The sequence below is a fragment of the Streptomyces sp. NBC_01520 genome, assembly GCF_045040375.1.
GTDB lineage: Bacteria > Actinomycetota > Actinomycetes > Streptomycetales > Streptomycetaceae > Streptomyces.
Genome location: NZ_CP109404.1, coordinates 3,972,068 through 3,988,137 on the forward strand (window position 1 = coordinate 3,972,068; position 16,070 = coordinate 3,988,137).

Sequence of the window (16,070 nt, forward strand, 5' to 3'; positions counted from 1 at the left end):
TCGGCTTCCGCGCCCTGGACGCCGACGGCCCCACCCCCTCCCGCAGGCCCTCGTCTTCATGCCCTGGCTCCTCGTCCCCGGTGCGGCTGCCCTCCTGCTCGCGGGTCTGGGCCGGTGGCGTACGGGCGCGCTGCCCGTCTCGCCGGCCCTGCACGGAGCGTGAGCCCGACATGCGCGGGCGCGTGGGCCGGGCGACAGTGGGATGCGTGAGAGCAGGGGGCGACTGAGAGGCCTGCCGTATGCGAGCCATCGCTGTCAGCGTGTTCTGTGCGGAGCCCTGTCTCGTCGAGGTGCCGAAACCCGATCCGGCCGCGGGCGAGGTACGGGTGAAGGTCGAGTACGCCTCCCTCAACCCGCTCGACTGGCAGACCGCGGACGGCGCCCTGGACGGCGCTGCCCCGCACACCTTCCCGCTGATCGTCGGAACCGACTTCGCGGGCCGGGTGGACATGATCGGCAGCGGCGACAACCGCTTCCGGGTCGGCGACCCCGTGTTCGGCCGGGTGACGGCACCACCGGTGGGACGCTGCGGCGCCTACAGCGAATACGTGTGCGTGTCGCAGGACTCCCCGATCGCCCTGGTCCCCCGCGATCTGCCGCTCAGAACCGCGGCGGCGCTCCCGTCCGCGGGGGCGACCGCGGCACAGATCCTGGGGAGCACGGCGGTCCGTGGCGGCCGGAGCCTGCTCGTCATCGGTGCGGCGGGCGGGGTCGGAAGCTTCCTGACCCAGCTCGCGGCGGCCCGCTCCGTCGGGGTCGTCGCGGCGGTGCGGGGTGACGAGAAACGGCGGATGGGGGCGCTCGGCGCCGCGGTCACCGTGGACACGACCTCCGACCCGGGCGCACTGGAATCGGCAGTGGCGGGCCTGTATCCGGAGGGCGTGGACGCGCTCGTCGACCTGGTCTCCACCGACCCCGCCGAATTCGCCGCGCACACCGCCCTGGTGCGGGACGGGGGTGTCGCCGTCACCACCCGCGGGGTCGCCGCCCCGGCCGGTGTCGCCTGGGTCGACTTCCGCCTCGCACCGACCGGCGAACTGCTGGACGCGCTGGCGGCGGGGGCCGCGCGAGGAGAGCTCAGCGTGCCCGTGGACACCGAGCTCCCGCTGGAGAAGGCCCCGCAGGCACTCGCCCAGAACCGTGCGGGCGGGGCGCGCGGCAAGACCGTCTTCGTCATCTGAGACCGGGAACAGGGGAACGCCATGGGTGAGCAGGACATCTTCGAGAACATCGACGGGCTGGTCTCCGAGGAGCGCGCCCTGCGCGCCCGCTCGACCGCGGACCTGGGCCTCTCCACCGAGGAGCGGTCCCGGCTCCGGGAGGTGGAGGTCCAGCTCGACCAGTGCTGGGACCTGCTGCGGCAGCGGCGCGCGCTCAGCGAATTCGGCGTCGACCCGGCGTCGGCGAAGGTCCGGCCCGCCGACGAGGTGGAGGGCTACCAGGGCTGAGGGACCCACGCCGGCCGGGTCGCCCCAGGAGAGGGTCGCCTCAGGGGAGGTCCGGGCCCTTGCTCTGGAGCCGTTCCATCTCGCGGCGGTCCCGCTTGGTCGGGCGGCCGGTGCCGCGGTCACGGACCGGAACCTGGATCGCGGCCTCGCGGGGCGGCGGGGGCGGGCTGTTGTCGACGAAGCACTCCACGGCGACCGGCGGCCCGACGCGCTTCTTCACGATCTTCGAGACGACCACGATCCGGTCCCGGCTCTCGTGCCTGAGCCGCACCTCGTCGCCGGTGCGCAGGGCCTGAGCCGGCTTGGCCCGCTCGCCGTTGACCCGCACATGTCCTGCCCGGCAGGCGGCAGCCGCCTGTGACCGGGTCTTGGTCAGCCGGACCGACCAGATCCAGACATCGACCCGGACGCTTCCCTCCGCCTGCGGCGCCTCTCCGGAAACCATGCACCCGACTCTAGTCCGGTGAGGCGCCCGGACGGGTACGACTTCCACGCTCGTCCCCGGGCCTTCCGCGGTGGACGGCCCGGTGGACGGCCCCGGCGGGCGGCACACGTCGGGCCCGCACCGAAGGGTGCGGGCCCGAGGTCAGATGTCTCCGGGCGACCGGGACATCAGGGATCCGGGGGTCCGGGGATCCGGGGGGTCCGGGGGGTCCGGGGGGTCCGGGGATCCGGGGATCCGGGGGGTCCGGGGGGTCCGGGGGTCCGGGGTCCGGATCAGACGCCGATGTCGCTGCCGTCCTTGCGCCAGACGGCGACGACGGACGGACGGACGATCTTGCCGGGTCCGTCCGGCCAGGTGCTCGCCGGCTTCTCGACGGACGCGCCGTCGATCTCACCGGGGTGCTGGACGGCCACCAGGACCCGGCGGTCCTGGATCACCGGGCCGCAGGTCTCGGCACCGGACGGCACGGTCAGGAACTGCTTGAGCTCACCACGCCGTTCGCCCTGCGTCGCGACTCCGAACAGACCGTCGTGCGAGCCGAGCTGGGCGCCGTCCGTGGAGATCCACAGGTTGCCGTGGTCGTCGAAGGCCACGTTGTCCGGGCAGGAGATGGGGCTGACCTTCTCCTTGGGGAATCCGGCGAAGTACGTCGCCGGGTCGTTCGGGTCCCCCGCGACGAGGAACAGCCGCCAGGCGAAACCGTCGCCCGCCGCGTCGTCCCAGTTCTCCGCGAGCTCCAGGATCTGCCCGTGCTTGTTGGCGTTACGCGGGTTGGCCTCGTCGGCGCCGGGCTTGCCCGCCTTGCCGCGGTCGGTGTTGTTGGTGAGGGCGACGTAGACGCGGCCGGTGCGCGGCGACGGCTCGACGTCCTCGGGGCGGTCCATCTTCGTGGCGCCGACCTTGTCACCGGCGACGCGCGTGAAGACATACACCTCCTCGGCGGTCATGCCGGGCACGTGCGAGGTGGTGCCCGTGGCGAGCGGGATCCAGACGCCGCTGCCGTCGAACTCACCGTCGGAGGGGAGCTTGCCCGAGCCGTCGAACTCCTCGGCCGGAGAGTCGCCGGTCAGCTTGGCGACGTACAGCGTGCCCTCGTCCAGCAGCGTGAGGTTGTGCTCGCGGGCGGCCCGCGAGTCGCCCTTCTTCATCTGCTTGCTGGAGACGAACTTGTACAGGTAGTCGAACCGCTCGTCGTCGCCCATGTAGACGACCGGGCGCCCGTCGGCGGTCAGCCGGGGCTGCGCCGCCTCGTGCTTGAAGCGGCCCAGCGCGGTGCGCTTACGGGGCGTGGACTCGGGGTCGTACGGGTCGAGCTCGACGACCCAGCCGAAGCGGTGCGCCTCGTTGGGCTCCTGGGCCAGGTCGAAACGCTTGTCGAAACGCTCCCACTTGCGCTCCGTGGCGGCCGTTCCGATGCCGTAGCGCTTGTCGGTGTCGCTGGAACCGTTCGCGAAGTACTGGTTGAAGTTCTCCTCGCCGTGCAGCGTGGTACCCCACGGGGTCGTGCCGCCCGCGCAGTTGTTCAGGGTGCCGAGCACCTTGCGGCCGGTGCGGTCGGCGGAGGTACGGAGCAGAGGGCTGCCCGCGGCCGGGCCGGTGACCCGGAACTCGCTGGTGGCGGTGAGGCGTCGGTTCAGCGGGTGGCGGTTGACCGGGCCGAGCTTGCCGGTGCGGTTCTCCTCCTGGACCACGACCACGGAGAGTCCGTGCGCGGCCCAGGCGATCTCGACCTGCTCACGGGTCGGATTGGCCGGATCGTAGCCACGGAACATCAGGATCTCGTCCGTGTACTCGTGGTTGGCGACCAGCACCTGCCGGCCGCGCTCACCACGCAGCGGGAGCAGGGAGAGGAAGTCGTTGTTGTAACCGAACTGGCCCGCCTGCGCCTTCGCGGACTGCCTGTCCGCGTCGAAGGCGGGAGCACCGCGCAGAATCGGTTCGCCCCAGCGGATCACGACGTTCTGGCCGTACCCGTCGGGCACGGTGACCTTGTCGTCCTTGTTCGGCGCCACAGGCGTGAAGCGCAGACCGCGTGCGCCCGAAAGGGTGGGCTTCGGCTTCCTGCCGGGGTGACCGGCGAGCGGCGCGGCCTCGGCCTGCGAGGTGCCGGGGCCGGTGAGAGCCGCGGTACCGGCTGCGGCGGCGACCGTGACCACCGCGGCGGCGCGCATCATCGACCGGCGTGACAGGGCACCGGCGATGATGTCGCCGGCGTACTCGTTGTCGCTGGTGTTCGGTACCTCGTGGAAGCAGGCATCTCCGCAGCGGTAGCGGCAGGTCAGCGCAGAGCGCCCGCCCGGGTGCGAGCTGATGAGCGGCAGCAGGTTGCGCACGTTGTCGTCCCTCCGTCTGTGTGTCCTGCGTGACGGTAGGTGCGCATTCACGCGACCCGTCGGACTGCCGGTGAACAGGGGGTGAAGTCCCGGACACCGCTGCCCCCTCGGCCCCGTTCGGGCGCTCGCGCGGGACTCGGATGGAACTCGGTTGGAGCTCGGTTGACACAGGGGCGGGCCGCACCGCCGAACGGCCGGATCCGGCCGCTAACCTTACGTATCCGCCCTGGCCAGGGATCAATTCCCGCAGTACGGACATTTATCGCACCCAACTCATGCGAAAGGCCTCGCCCATGGGCATTCGGAGCTTGCTGCGCAAGGTGTTCGGCCGGACGGAGCAGGACGAGCCGACTACGGCCACCGTCCCGCCCCAGGCCGAGCGCACCCAGCCCACGGAGCCGGAGCCGGAGACCACCACTTCGGCGGCCGAGCCCGCGAAGGCCTCGGTACCGGCCCCGGCCTCCTCCTCTTCGGCCCGGTCCGCCACGGCCACCACCGCCGGACGTGAGGACGGACCGGCATCGGACCTGGTGGCGGCTGCCTTCGACAAGGCGGCCGCCACATCTGCGTCCACCTCAATCTCCGCACCCACGCCGACGGTTCCGGCCCAGGGGTCGGATCCGGACGCGAAGCGGGCCAAGGAGGCGGCGGACGCCGCGGCCGAGCCGACCGCCGCGTCACCGATCACGATCGACATCGACCCGGAGCCGGAGCAGGCACCCGCCGAGCCGGTTGCGGCCGTCGAGCCCGTCACGGAGGCGGAACCGGAGGCGAAGCCCTCTGCCGAGGCTGCCGCGGAGGAGCCCGCCGCCGAGGCGGCCGCCCCCGTGGTCGCGGAGACCGCTGCCGAGCCCGTCGAGACGGCAGCGGCCGAGGAGACGGTTCCCGAGCCGGACACCGCCCCCGAGACCGAGGCGCCGAAGGCCGCGGAGACCACGCCGGAGGTCGCCACCCAGCCCGAGGCCGTCGCCGGGGAGCCCGCTGCCGAGGCAGCCCCCGAGCCCGTCGCCGAAGTTGTTCCGGCAACGGAATCGGAGGCTGCACCTGTCGCGGAAGCCGCACCGGTCGCCGCCGAGCCGGAGGCCGTGGTGGAACCCGTCGCCACCGAACCGGCCACGGAGGCAGAGCCCGTCATTCCCGCCGCCGAGGCCGTCGTCGAGACCCCCGCCGCCGAGCCGGAGGCGGCACCGGTCGTGGAGGCCACCGCCCCCGTCGGCAAGCCCGCCACCACCCTCGCCCGGGTCAAGGCCGCCGCGCCCGAGCTCGTCGCCCCCTACAAGGCGGCGCAGGCCGGGCTCAAGGCGCACGGGCTGACCGGGCTGCGGGCCACCGTGTATCTGGTGCTCGACCGGTCCGGGTCCATGCGGCCGTTCTACAAGGACGGCAGCGCCCAGCACCTCGGCGACCGCACCCTGGCGCTCGCCGCGCACCTGGACGCGAACGCCACCGTGCCCGTCGTCTTCTTCTCGACCGACATCGACGGCACCGGGGCGATCGACCTCACCGCCCACGAAGGCCGGATCGACGAGCTGCACGCGGGACTCGGCCGGCTGGGACGCACCAACTACCACCGGGCCGTCGAGGAGATCGTCGCGCACTACGAGAAGTCCGAGGCCTCGGGCCCGGCGCTCGTGATCTTCCAGACGGACGGCGCGCCGGACGCCAAGGTGGCGGCCAAGCAGGCCCTGGCGGACGCGGCACGGCTGCCGCTGTTCTTCCAGTTCGTGGCGTTCGGCGACGAGGACGCGAAGGGCTTCGACTTCCTGCGCAGGCTGGACGTCGAGAACGCCGGGTTCTTCCACGCCGGCCCCGCCCCGCGCGAGGTGCCCGACGCGGCGTTCTACCAGGAGGTGCTCGCCGGACTGCCCGCCTGGGCCGCCGCCCGCGGAGTCGTCGCCGGGGACTGATCCACCGGCAGCCGTACGGTCACGGCGAGCCCGCCCTCGGGGCCGGGTACCGCCGTGACCGTACCGCCGTGAGCCACGGCGACGGACCGCACGATCGACAGGCCGAGTCCCGGGCCCTGGCCCATCCGGTCCCGCCCCTCACCGCGCCGGAACGGCTGGAAGAACTCCGCGATGTCCGCCTCGGCCACCACAGGACCGGTGTTCCGCACGACGAGGACGCCGTCCGGCGCGAGCGACACCCGCACACGGCCGCCGGGCACGTTGTACCGCACCGCGTTGGACAGCAGGTTCCCCACCAGCTGCGCGAGGAGCTGCCGGTTCCCGCGTACGGCGCAGGGCTCGGCCTCGACCGTGATCTCCGGGCGCGAGGTCCAGCCCCTCCACCCGGTCCTCCATCGTCCCGGAGGCGGTGAGCATCAGGATCCTGGTCCGGGAGCCGGAGGACACGAGTCTGCGGGCCACGTCGTCGCCGTGCACCCGGGGCAGGTCGCGGTCCAGGACGACCACGTCGTAGTCGTGCAGGCCCAGGTAGGCGAGTGCCGCGTCCCCGCTGTACACGGTGTCGACGGCGAAACCGGCCCGCCGCAGCCCGGTCGCCACCAGCTCGGCCAGGATCTCCTCGTCCTCGGCGACCCGTACCCGCATCGTGTTCCCTCCTGCCTCGTGCACGCGTGCCCACTCCTCCCAGGATGCGCCTTTGGTGCGGGAAGGGATGTTTCGCAAAGCTCTCCGAGCACCGGGCCGCTTTTAACGATGTGAGTGGAACTCCCACGGACCGTTAGGATTTCGACCATGGCGGCCACTGGATCCGAGAAGCAAGGGGGCGACGGCGTGAAGAGTTTCTACGTATCGACCCCCATTTACTACGTCAACGACGCTCCTCACCTGGGGCACGCCTATACGACCGTCGCAGGCGACGTGCTCACCCGCTGGCACCGTCAGCGCGGCGAGAAGGTGTGGTACCTCACCGGCACGGACGAGCACGGTCAGAAGATCATGCGCACGGCCGAGGCGAACGACGTCACGCCCCAGGCCTGGTGCGACAAGCTCGTCGAGGAGGCCTGGAAGCCCCTCTGGGAGCACCTGAACATCGCGAACGACGACTTCATCCGTACGACGGAGAAGCGGCACACCGACCGTGTGCAGGAGTTCGTGCAGGACCTGTACGACAAGGACCAGATCTACAAGGGCGGGTACGAAGGCCCGTACTGCGTGGGCTGCGAGGAGTACAAGCTCCCCGGCGACCTGATCGAGGCCGAGGACGGCACGAAGCTCTGCCCGATCCACAAGAAGCCGGTGGAACTCCTCAAGGAGGAGAACTACTTCTTCAAGCTGAGCGAGTACGGCCCGAAGCTCATGGAGTTCTACGCGGCCAACCCGGGCTTCATCCAGCCCGAGTCGGCGCGCAACGAGATCGTGAACTTCGTCAAGCAGGGTCTGCAGGACCTGTCGATCTCGCGCTCCACGTTCGACTGGGGCGTTCCGGTGCCGTGGGACCCGAAGCACGTGATCTACGTGTGGATCGACGCGCTGCTCAACTACGCGACGGCGGTCGGCTACGGCGCCAACCAGGAGAAGTTCGACGGCACCTTCCCGGCGGACGTGCACCTGATCGGCAAGGACATCCTGCGCTTCCACTCGGTCATCTGGCCGGCGATGCTGATGGCGCAGGGCCTGCCGCTCCCCGGCAAGGTCGTCGCCAACGGCTGGCTGATGGTCGGCGGCGAGAAGATGTCCAAGTCGAACCTGACGGGCATCAAGCCGCAGGACCTGACCTCGCACTTCGGCGTGGACGCGTACCGCTGGTACTTCCTGCGGGCCATCGCGTACGGCAGCGACGGCTCGTTCTCGTGGGAGGACTTCAGCGCCCGCTACACCTCGGAGCTCGCCAACGACTACGGCAACCTCGCCTCGCGGGTCGCGGCCATGGTCGGCAAGTACTTCGGCGGGGCGCTCCCGGAGGCCACGGCCGCCGGTGACGCCGAGCGGGCGGTCCAGGAGGGCCTCGCGCAGGCCGTCGCCACGGCGGACCGGAAGATCGGCGAGGAGCTGGACTTCCAGGGCGGCATCCTGGCGATCTTCGACTTCGTGAAGCAGGTCAACGGCTACATCACGGAGCAGGAACCGTGGAAGGTCGCCAAGGACGAGTCGCCCGAGGGCCAGGCCCGGCTCGCGACCATCCTGTACACGGCGGCCGACTCGCTGCGCGGTGTCGCGGTCCTGCTGAACTCCGTGATGCCGGACACCTCGCAGAAGCTGTGGGACTCCCTGGGCGCCGAGGCGTCCCTGGGTGCCCTGGCCGACCAGCCGGTGCAGGACGCGGGCAACTGGGGTCAGCTGCCCGTGGGCGCGACGGTGACGAAGGGCGCGGTGCTGTTCCCGCGCCTGGAGGAGAAGCCCGCGTAGCCCCGCGCACGCCGCCTTCCGTACACAGCGGGGAGCCCGAGTACACAGCGGGGAGCCCGGGACCGGTCATCGGTCCCGGGCTCCCGTGCGTACGGTGCTCACCGGCCCAGCGCCGCGGCGTCCCCCATCACGATCACCGGGTACTTCACCGGGTCCAGTCGGCGCAGGAGCTCCCTCATCCGCTCCTCCGGGAGCGAGACGCAGCCCTGGGTCGGACCGCCGTGGTCCACGTGGATCCAGATGCCGCCGCCCCTCTCCTCGCCGAGCGGCCGGGTGCGGTCCAGCGGGGTCGTGCCCGGGGTCCGGTTGTAGTTGATGGCGACGACGTGGTCGAAAGACCCTTCCAGCGGCTCCCCGAAGAAGCCCTCGCCGCTCACCGCGAAGCGCGACTGTTCGTCGTACGGGAGCAGCGCTCCGGGGTCCGGCAGCCGGCCGCCCGCGTCGGTGAGACCGAAGATGCCGACGGGTGACCGGAGGTCGCCCGCCACGTGGTGGTCCGTCCAGCCCTCCATGCCGTTGTGGGCGGGCCAGGGGCCTGCCTCCGGTCTCCAGCCGAGTGCGGGGTCGTCGCGGGTGTAGAGGACGGCCGTGGAGAGGTTGGCGTCGGGACCCTCACCGGTCACCACGACGGCCTGCCGGACGGTGTCCGGGATCTCCGCCCGGACGAGCGGGCCCAGCCCGGGAATCTCCCGGGGGCGTACGGGCTCCGGGGAGGGCGACGCCGCGGCCGAGGACTCGGGACCGGCGGCGCCACGGGGTGCGGAGGGCTGCACCGCGCCGGCGGAGCAGCCGATGACCAGCAGGAACAGGACGACGAGAAGGACGTGGGGGCGGCGCGGGAGGGACACGGGCGGAACTCCTCGGTGACGGGCGGTCGGTCTCCTTCGGTGCCAGTCATTGCCGGGCCCCGCGGCGTCGAATCGGAACCGGGGGCCATCCGGCTGTACCCGGGCCCCGCACCCGTGCCGCGGACGTCCGTACGGCTGTCCGTGCACAGGGCGAAGGGCCCGGAACCGTGGGGGTTCCGGGCCCTTCGCCCGCTGCCCGGCCCGGCCTTCGGATCAGCCGGACCGGGCAGCGGGATCGTTGCCGCGCGGCCGTGCAGGGCGGAGGAGGTCGCCGTGCCTACGTGCGGGCGACGTTCAGTGGCGCACCTGGTCCTCGCGGCCCGGAGGGGGTACGTGCCGGGGGCACCCGGGCCGGGCGGGTCGCTAGAGGCTGGTGCCGTCGTTGGTCTCGTCCGGGTCGACGCCCATCGTGATCGAGCCGGCCACACCGCGCGCCATGCGGCCCTTGCCGTAGGTGAGCTTGAGCAGCCCGCCGGTGACACCGCTCTGGTCGTAGATGGTGTCCTCGGTGAGCGTCGTACGGGTGGTGGTGCTGGTCGAGTACGGCGCTGTCCTCGCGGAGTCGAGGACCGCGGACTCGGCGAAGAAGAACTGGCCGGTGTGGCAGGTGTGCCCGCCCTCGTACCCGGCGTCGGTCATCTTCCCGCCGACATGCACCTTGGTGTGGATGTGCACGGCACGGCCCTGGTACCAGCCGGGGAAGATCGTCGTGAACTCCACGTACCCGTGCTTGTCCGTGAGCTGTGTGCCCCGGAGGTACCGCTCGTCGTCGGTGGGCTCGCTGTGCCCGCCGCCGCCTCCGCCCGGTCCGCCGGACGGGGGTGTCCCGGTCGGGGTGCCGGTGGGCGCGTCGGTCGGCATGTCCGTGGGGGCACCGCTCGGCGGGGTACCGCCGCCGGGGCCGCCCTGGCTCATGCTCTCGTAACCGGAGTAGATCCCCAGCGCGTCGCAGTGCCAGATGTCGACGGCGGCCCGCTTCAGCGGCTTGCAGGTGTCGGAGTCGATCACCTTGAGGCGGAGGGTCATCGGGATGCCCTCCTTGTCCTCGGTGATGTCCTTCCGGATCTTGTCGGCGTCGATGTAGTACGGGCCCTCGGTGGTCTCCGAGGTCAGCCGGTAGCACGCCTCGCCCTGACCGGCCTTCTTGCCGCCGGTGCTCTTCTCCTCACCGGCCGAGGCAGTGGCGACCACCCCGGCACCGATGCCTGCCGCGGCGACGGCCGCACCACTCGCGAGGATGACGCGTCGGCGGGTCAGATCCTTCTTGTGCGCGGGTCCCTGATTCTCTGTCATGAGAGGTGAGGCTAGGCAGCCCAGCTGGCAGCGACGTGGGTGCGAGCTGTGCGTTCCTGTGCATATCCGGTGGGCGTACGAAACAGTCCCCGGCCGGGCGGCCGGGGACTGTTTCACGTGGAACCGAAGCGGAACCGGGAGCGACTACTTCGCTCCGGTGTCCCGCGCGACCGAGTCCTTGGACTCGGCCTTCTCCTTCGCCGCCGCGACGGGCTTGCGGAGCTGGATGTTCAGCTCACGCAGGCGGGTCTCGTCCAGCTCGCTCGGGGCGCCCATCATCAGGTCCTGGGCGTTGCCGTTGAGCGGGAAGGCGATGGTCTCCCGGATGTTGGGCTCGTCGGCCAGCAGCATCACGATGCGGTCGACGCCCGGGGCGATGCCACCGTGCGGCGGGGCGCCGAGGCGGAACGCGCGCAGCATGCCCGCGAACTCCCTTTCGACGGTCTCCGCCTCGTAACCGGCGATCGCGAAGGCCTTCAGCATGACCTCGGGCTCGTGGTTACGGATGGCTCCGGAGGACAGCTCGATGCCGTTGCAGACGATGTCGTACTGCCACGCCAGGATGTCGAGCGGGTCCTTCTCCTGAAGGTCCTTCATGCCGCCCTGGGGCATGGAGAACGGGTTGTGCGAGAAATCGATCTTGCCGGTGTCCTCGTCCTTCTCGTACATCGGGAAGTCGACGATCCAGCAGAAGCGGAAGACGCCCTCCTCGAAGTGGCCGGCGCGCTTGGCGGCCTCCACGCGGACGACGGACATGATCTTGGAGACCTCGTCGAACTCGCCCGCGCCGAAGAAGACGGCGTGGCCGGGGACGAGGGACAGACGCTCGGTGAGGGTCTTGGTGTCGGTCTCGGTGAGGAACTTCGCGATCGGGCCCGCCAGCGTCCCGTCCTCGCCGACGCGGACCCAGGCGAGGCCCTTGGCGCCGTGCTCGACCGCGTACGCGCCGAGGCCGTCGAAGAACTTCCGGGACTGGCCCGCGGTGTCCGGCACCGGAAGGGCGCGGACGTGCTTGCCGGCGAACGCCTTGAACTCCGAGTCCGCGAAGATGTCGGAGATGTCGACGAGCTCCAGCTGGGCACGCAGGTCCGGCTTGTCGTTGCCGTACTTCAGCATCGACTCGCGGAACGGGATGCGCGGGAACGGCGAGGTCACGGGCCGGCCGTTGCCGTACTCCTCGAAGAGCTCGGTCATGAGCTTCTCGATCGGCTGGAAGACGTCCTCCTGCTCGACGAACGACATCTCGACGTCGAGCTGGTAGAACTCGCCGGGCGAGCGGTCGGCGCGCGCGTCCTCGTCGCGGAAGCACGGCGCGATCTGGAAGTAGCGGTCGAAGCCGGAGATCATCAGCAGCTGCTTGAACTGCTGCGGCGCCTGCGGGAGGGCGTAGAACTTGCCCGGGTTCAGGCGGGACGGGACCACGAAGTCGCGGGCGCCCTCGGGGGACGTCGCGGCGAGGATCGGGGTCGCCATCTCGTTGAAGCCGAGGGCCACCATCTTGGAGCGGATCGAGGCGATGACGGACGAGCGCAGCATGATGTTGCGGTGCATGCGCTCGCGGCGGAGGTCCAGGAAGCGGTACTCCAGGCGCCGCTCCTCGTTGACCCCGTCCTCGGCGTTGATCGTGAAGGGCAGCGGGGCGGCCTCGCCCAGTACCTCGACCTCGGTGACCTCGATCTCGATGTCACCGGTCGGGAGCTCCGGGTTGACGTTGTCGGCGCCGCGCGCGGAGACCTTGCCGTCGATCCGGACGACGGTCTCCTTGGTCAGCTTCGACAGGGCGTCGTTGCCGGGGGTGCCGGGGCGGGCGACGAGCTGCACCAGACCGTAGTGGTCACGCAGATCGATGAAGAGGATGCCGCCCAGGTCTCGGCGATTGTGCAGCCAGCCGCTCAGCCGGACGTCGGTGCCGACGTCAGAGGCGCGGAGCTCGCCGCAGGTGTGGGACCTGTACCGATGCATCGTCGTTCATCCAGTCTTCGCGGTTCGGGGCGGATTGACACCCCAGGCTACCGCCCGTAGGCACACCGCTTCGTTGACATTGCTGCCGAGGGGCACTCCGGGACCCGCCGGGAGGACCCCGGGGGCCGGCCCGGACGGTCGTCGGGCTGCCGCCTCTCGGTGGCGACGGCGGGGAACATCTTCCTAAAGTGGGGCAATGCGCACCGAGGAGATCCTGGCTGCGATCGGGACCGGTCTGTGGAGGTGGGAGAGCTCCACTGGGTTGGTCACGTTCGACGCCGAGGCGGCCCGGCTGATCGGCCTGCCCGCCGAGCCCGTGACCTGTCACGAGCACGATGTGCGCTCCCGTTTCCACCGGGCCGACTGGAGCGAGATCGACGGGGTCGTGAACTACGCGATCGCCGAAGGCACCGTGGCCGAGGCCAGAATGCGGGTCGTGGACGAGGACGGCACGGTCCTGCGTACGGTGCGCAGCCGGTCGAAGCCGGTCCCCGTCGAGTCCCCGGGCCGCCATGAGTACGTGCTGGTGGGCACCCTCCAGGATGTCGCCGAGCCTTCCGCGGCCTCGGCGGCGTATACCCCGCTCACGGGTGACTGGCGCCGGTCGCGCGAGGCCTTCCTGCTGGACGCGGGGCGGGCGCTGGCCGAGGCCGGGTCCACCGAGGAGGTGCTGCGGGTCGCCGGTTCGCTCTCCATGCCGGGGTTCTCACCGGACGGCCTCGCCGTCTTCGGCATCGCGGGCGAACGGCTGAGCATCGTCGGGCACCACGGGCAGGACATGGGCGACGAGAAGCCGTTCACCGACATGCCGCTGGACACCGACTACCCGGCCGCAGAGGTGGTACGGACCGGGCAGCCGGTCTATCTGCCCTCCCCCGAGGCGTACCGCACCCGGTACCCCACCACCTGGCCGCTCGCCAGCGGCTTCGGGCGGCGCTCCTGGGCCTTCCTCCCGCTGATCTCGTCGGGCCGCACCATGGGGGCCTGGATGGCCGGGTTCCGGAACAGCGTGGCCTTCTCGCCGGACGAGCGCTCCGTACTGACGACGGTGGCCCGGATGCTGGCGCAGGCCCTGACCCGCGCCGGGGCCGCCGAGACGGAGCGCGAGCTGTCGCTGGGGCTCCAGAAGGCGATGATGCCGTCCCTCGGCCCCGGCGTACCGGGGCTCACGGTGGCCGCCCGGTACGTCCCGACCGGCGGCGGGCTCCAGGTCGGTGGCGACTGGTACGACATGATCCCGCTCCCCAACGGCCGTATCGCCCTCGTCATCGGCGACGTCCAGGGGCACGACGTGCGGGCCGCGGGGCTGATGGGCCAGCTGCGGATCGCCCTGCGGGCCTATGCCGCCGAGGGGCACCGTCCCGACGCCGTGCTCTCCCGGGCCTCGCGCTTCCTGTCGGGGCTCACCCATGCGGACGGACTCGCCGAGGGCGGCGACGGGCCGGGCGCGGCCCGCTTCGCCACCTGCCTGTACGCGGAGGCCGACCCGGACACCGGCACCCTGGACATCGCCCGGGCGGGTCACCCCGACCCGGTGGTGATCAGCGTCGACGGCACCGCGGTGATCCGGCAGACCGCCGGAGGACTGCCCCTGGGCATCGAGAAGGACGCCGACTATCCGACGACCCGCGTCGTCCTCGGACCCGGCGAAACGATCATGCTGTGCACGGACGGGCTCATCGAGACCGGCGGGCACGACATGGCCACCGGCTGGAACAGGCTCCGGCCGATCCTGGAGAAGCCCGTGGAGGACCTGGAGAAGCTCGCCGACACCCTGGTCCAGGCGGTGCACGGCCCCAGCTCCCACTACACGACCGGGCCGCTCGCGGACCGCCGCGAGGACGACATCGCGGTGCTCGTCCTGCGCCGCGAGGCTCCGCGCTCCCGTCGGCCTCCGGGCCGCCGTTCGGCGATGACCATCGCCCAGGCGGAGCCGGAGCGGGTCGCGGCGAGCCGGCAGCAGCTGCGGGAGCTGCTGCACGACTGGGCCGACGAGGAGCAGGTCGACGCGGCGGAGCTGCTGGTCTCGGAGATGTCGACGAACGTCCTCGTCCACACGGACGGGGACGCGCTGCTGGTCGCCGAGGTGAGCGGGGACCGGGGGGAGCGGCTGCTGCGCGTCGAGGTGGCCGACGCCAGCGACGAGCTCCCGCACAAGCGGCGCCCCGGCGAGATGGCGTCCAGCGGGCGGGGACTGGTCCTGATGGAGATGCTCGCCGACGCGTGGGGGGTGAATCCGCGGGGGGAGGGGAAGTCGATCTGGTTCGAGCTGTGCGAATCGACGGAACCTCCGGAGTCCTGAGGCTCGCGCGGTCGTCGGTGGTCAGGCGGTCATGAGGGTTCAGGAGCCTCGTAGCCCTTGCGCAGTTCACCGATCACGCCGAACGCCGCCGCGCACAGCGGCACCGCGAGCAGCATGCCCAGCAGGCCCGCGACGCTCGCGCCCGCGGTCAGAGCGATCATGATCATGGCGGGGTGCATCTGGACCGTGCGGCTCTGGATGGCCGGCTGCAGGACATGGCCCTCCAGCACCTGGACCGCGATCACCACTCCGAGCGCCCAGAGCGCGATCACGAACCCCCGGTCGGCGAGCGCGACCAGCACCGCGACCGCGCCGGAGAGGAAGGCACCCAGGTACGGGATGTAGGCGCCCACGAAGACCAGTGCCCCCAGCCCCGCCGCGCCGGGCACCCGCAGGATCAGCAGGCCCACCGTGATGCACAGGGCATCGATGAGGGCGATGAGCGTGGTTCCGCGCATGAAGCCCTCGACGGCCTCGAAGGCCCTGCGCCCCATGGCCTCCACCAGGGCACCGGTACCACGCGGGGCGAGGCTGTGGGCCAGGCCCGCGGCGCGGTCGGAGTCACGCAGGAAGAAGAAGGTCAGCAGCAGCGCCAGGACACTGGTGGTGAAGAGTGAGCCGATCAGGCTGATCCCGGTGAGCAGTCCGCCCGCCGCGCTCGCACCGAACTTCTCGACGAGGGTCTTGGCGTTGTCGGCGAGGTCGTCCACGTCGGCGACGCCGGCGATGTCGAAGTGGTCGAGGACCCACTGCGCGGCCTCCTTCAGCGAGTCGACGATCTGGGCACCCGTGTCGACGAGCACCGTGACGACGATGTACCCGGCGCCGCCGACCACCGCGACCAGTGCCACGCAGGTGAGCCCGGCGGCCAGCGACCTGTTCACCTTGTGGGCGATCAGCCAGCGGTGGACCGGCCCCAGCAGTGCCGTGCCGAGCAGGGCCAGCAGGACCGGGGTGACCGCCGTCTTGAGCGCGACACTCAGCCAGATCGCCACTGCCGCGACACCGGCGACCAGGAGCAGGACGCCGCACCAGGCGGCCGTCCGCCGCGCACTGTCGGGCAGGAGGGGCTTCCGGGTAGGCACCTTCCCACCCGATCACGGGCCGCCGGGTGCGGCCCGCCCGC

General features: G+C 71.4%; 11 protein-coding genes and 2 pseudogenes. 5 read left to right on the plus strand and 8 right to left on the minus strand.

All coding sequences use genetic code 11. The features are described from left to right. Positions 1-239: 239 nt before the first annotated feature. Together OG524_RS17800 and OG524_RS17805 are read left to right on the plus strand one after the other, a co-directional pair. The gene (locus tag OG524_RS17800; protein WP_405389847.1) at positions 240-1,181 is read left to right on the plus strand and encodes an NADP-dependent oxidoreductase; all 942 of its coding nucleotides are present in this window, start codon (positions 240-242) and stop codon (positions 1,179-1,181) included. A 21-nt stretch (positions 1,182-1,202) separates the two neighbouring features. Continuing rightward, the gene (locus OG524_RS17805; RefSeq protein WP_405811024.1) at positions 1,203-1,448 is read left to right on the plus strand and encodes a DUF2630 family protein; all 246 of its coding nucleotides are present in this window, start codon (positions 1,203-1,205) and stop codon (positions 1,446-1,448) included. A gap of 40 nt (positions 1,449-1,488) precedes the next feature. On the opposite strand, the gene OG524_RS17810 is transcribed toward OG524_RS17805, so the two are convergent. Together OG524_RS17810 and OG524_RS17815 are read right to left on the minus strand one after the other, a co-directional pair. Then, positions 1,489-1,893 (minus strand): RNA-binding S4 domain-containing protein, encoded by a 405-nt coding sequence (locus OG524_RS17810; protein WP_405811026.1) that lies wholly within the window; start codon positions 1,891-1,893, stop codon positions 1,489-1,491. Between the two features lie 272 nt (positions 1,894-2,165). After that, positions 2,166-4,226, minus strand: coding sequence for a PhoX family protein (locus OG524_RS17815; protein ID WP_405389845.1), 2,061 nt, complete (start codon positions 4,224-4,226; stop codon positions 2,166-2,168). A 293-nt stretch (positions 4,227-4,519) separates the two neighbouring features. On the opposite strand from OG524_RS17815, the gene OG524_RS17820 reads away from it, so the two are divergent. Continuing rightward, positions 4,520-6,133, plus strand: coding sequence for a VWA domain-containing protein (locus tag OG524_RS17820; RefSeq protein WP_405811028.1), 1,614 nt, complete (start codon positions 4,520-4,522; stop codon positions 6,131-6,133). On the opposite strand, the pseudogene OG524_RS17825 reads toward OG524_RS17820, so the two are convergent. Then, positions 6,067-6,501: pseudogene (locus tag OG524_RS17825) on the minus strand (sensor histidine kinase); the annotation flags it as partial. The gene OG524_RS17820 and the pseudogene OG524_RS17825 overlap by 67 nt on opposite strands. Continuing rightward, positions 6,440-6,778, minus strand: a pseudogene (locus OG524_RS17830) (response regulator); the annotation flags it as partial. The pseudogenes OG524_RS17830 and OG524_RS17825, both read right to left, overlap by 62 nt. Before the next feature lie 147 nt (positions 6,779-6,925). Between OG524_RS17830 and metG the strand changes: the two are divergent. After that, positions 6,926-8,539, plus strand: coding sequence for a methionine--tRNA ligase (metG, locus tag OG524_RS17835; protein ID WP_405389843.1), 1,614 nt, complete (start codon positions 6,926-6,928; stop codon positions 8,537-8,539). Positions 8,540-8,637: 98 nt separating this feature from the next. Here the strand turns inward: metG and OG524_RS17840 are convergent, their stop codons facing one another. The 3 genes from OG524_RS17840 to aspS all read right to left on the minus strand — a co-directional run bounded on the left by OG524_RS17840 (position 8,638) and on the right by aspS (position 12,642). Continuing rightward, complete coding sequence (locus OG524_RS17840) at positions 8,638-9,387, minus strand: L,D-transpeptidase family protein (protein WP_405389842.1); 750 nt, start codon at positions 9,385-9,387, stop codon at positions 8,638-8,640. A gap of 363 nt (positions 9,388-9,750) precedes the next feature. Beyond that, entirely contained in the window at positions 9,751-10,680 is a 930-nt protein-coding gene (locus tag OG524_RS17845; RefSeq protein ID WP_405389841.1) for an intradiol ring-cleavage dioxygenase, read from the minus strand. A gap of 144 nt (positions 10,681-10,824) precedes the next feature. After that, positions 10,825-12,642 carry an aspartate--tRNA ligase gene (gene aspS, locus OG524_RS17850; RefSeq protein ID WP_405389840.1) on the minus strand — a complete coding sequence of 606 codons (1,818 nt, stop codon included), beginning with the start codon at positions 12,640-12,642 and terminating at the stop codon, positions 10,825-10,827. A gap of 196 nt (positions 12,643-12,838) precedes the next feature. On the opposite strand from aspS, the gene OG524_RS17855 reads away from it, so the two are divergent. Continuing rightward, positions 12,839-14,944, plus strand: a complete 2,106-nt coding sequence (locus OG524_RS17855) for a SpoIIE family protein phosphatase (protein ID WP_405389839.1) — start codon at positions 12,839-12,841, stop codon at positions 14,942-14,944. A 29-nt stretch (positions 14,945-14,973) separates the two neighbouring features. On the opposite strand, the gene OG524_RS17860 is transcribed toward OG524_RS17855, so the two are convergent. Beyond that, positions 14,974-16,029, minus strand: a complete 1,056-nt coding sequence (locus OG524_RS17860; RefSeq protein ID WP_405811032.1) for an AI-2E family transporter — start codon at positions 16,027-16,029, stop codon at positions 14,974-14,976. Positions 16,030-16,070 lie beyond the last annotated feature (41 nt).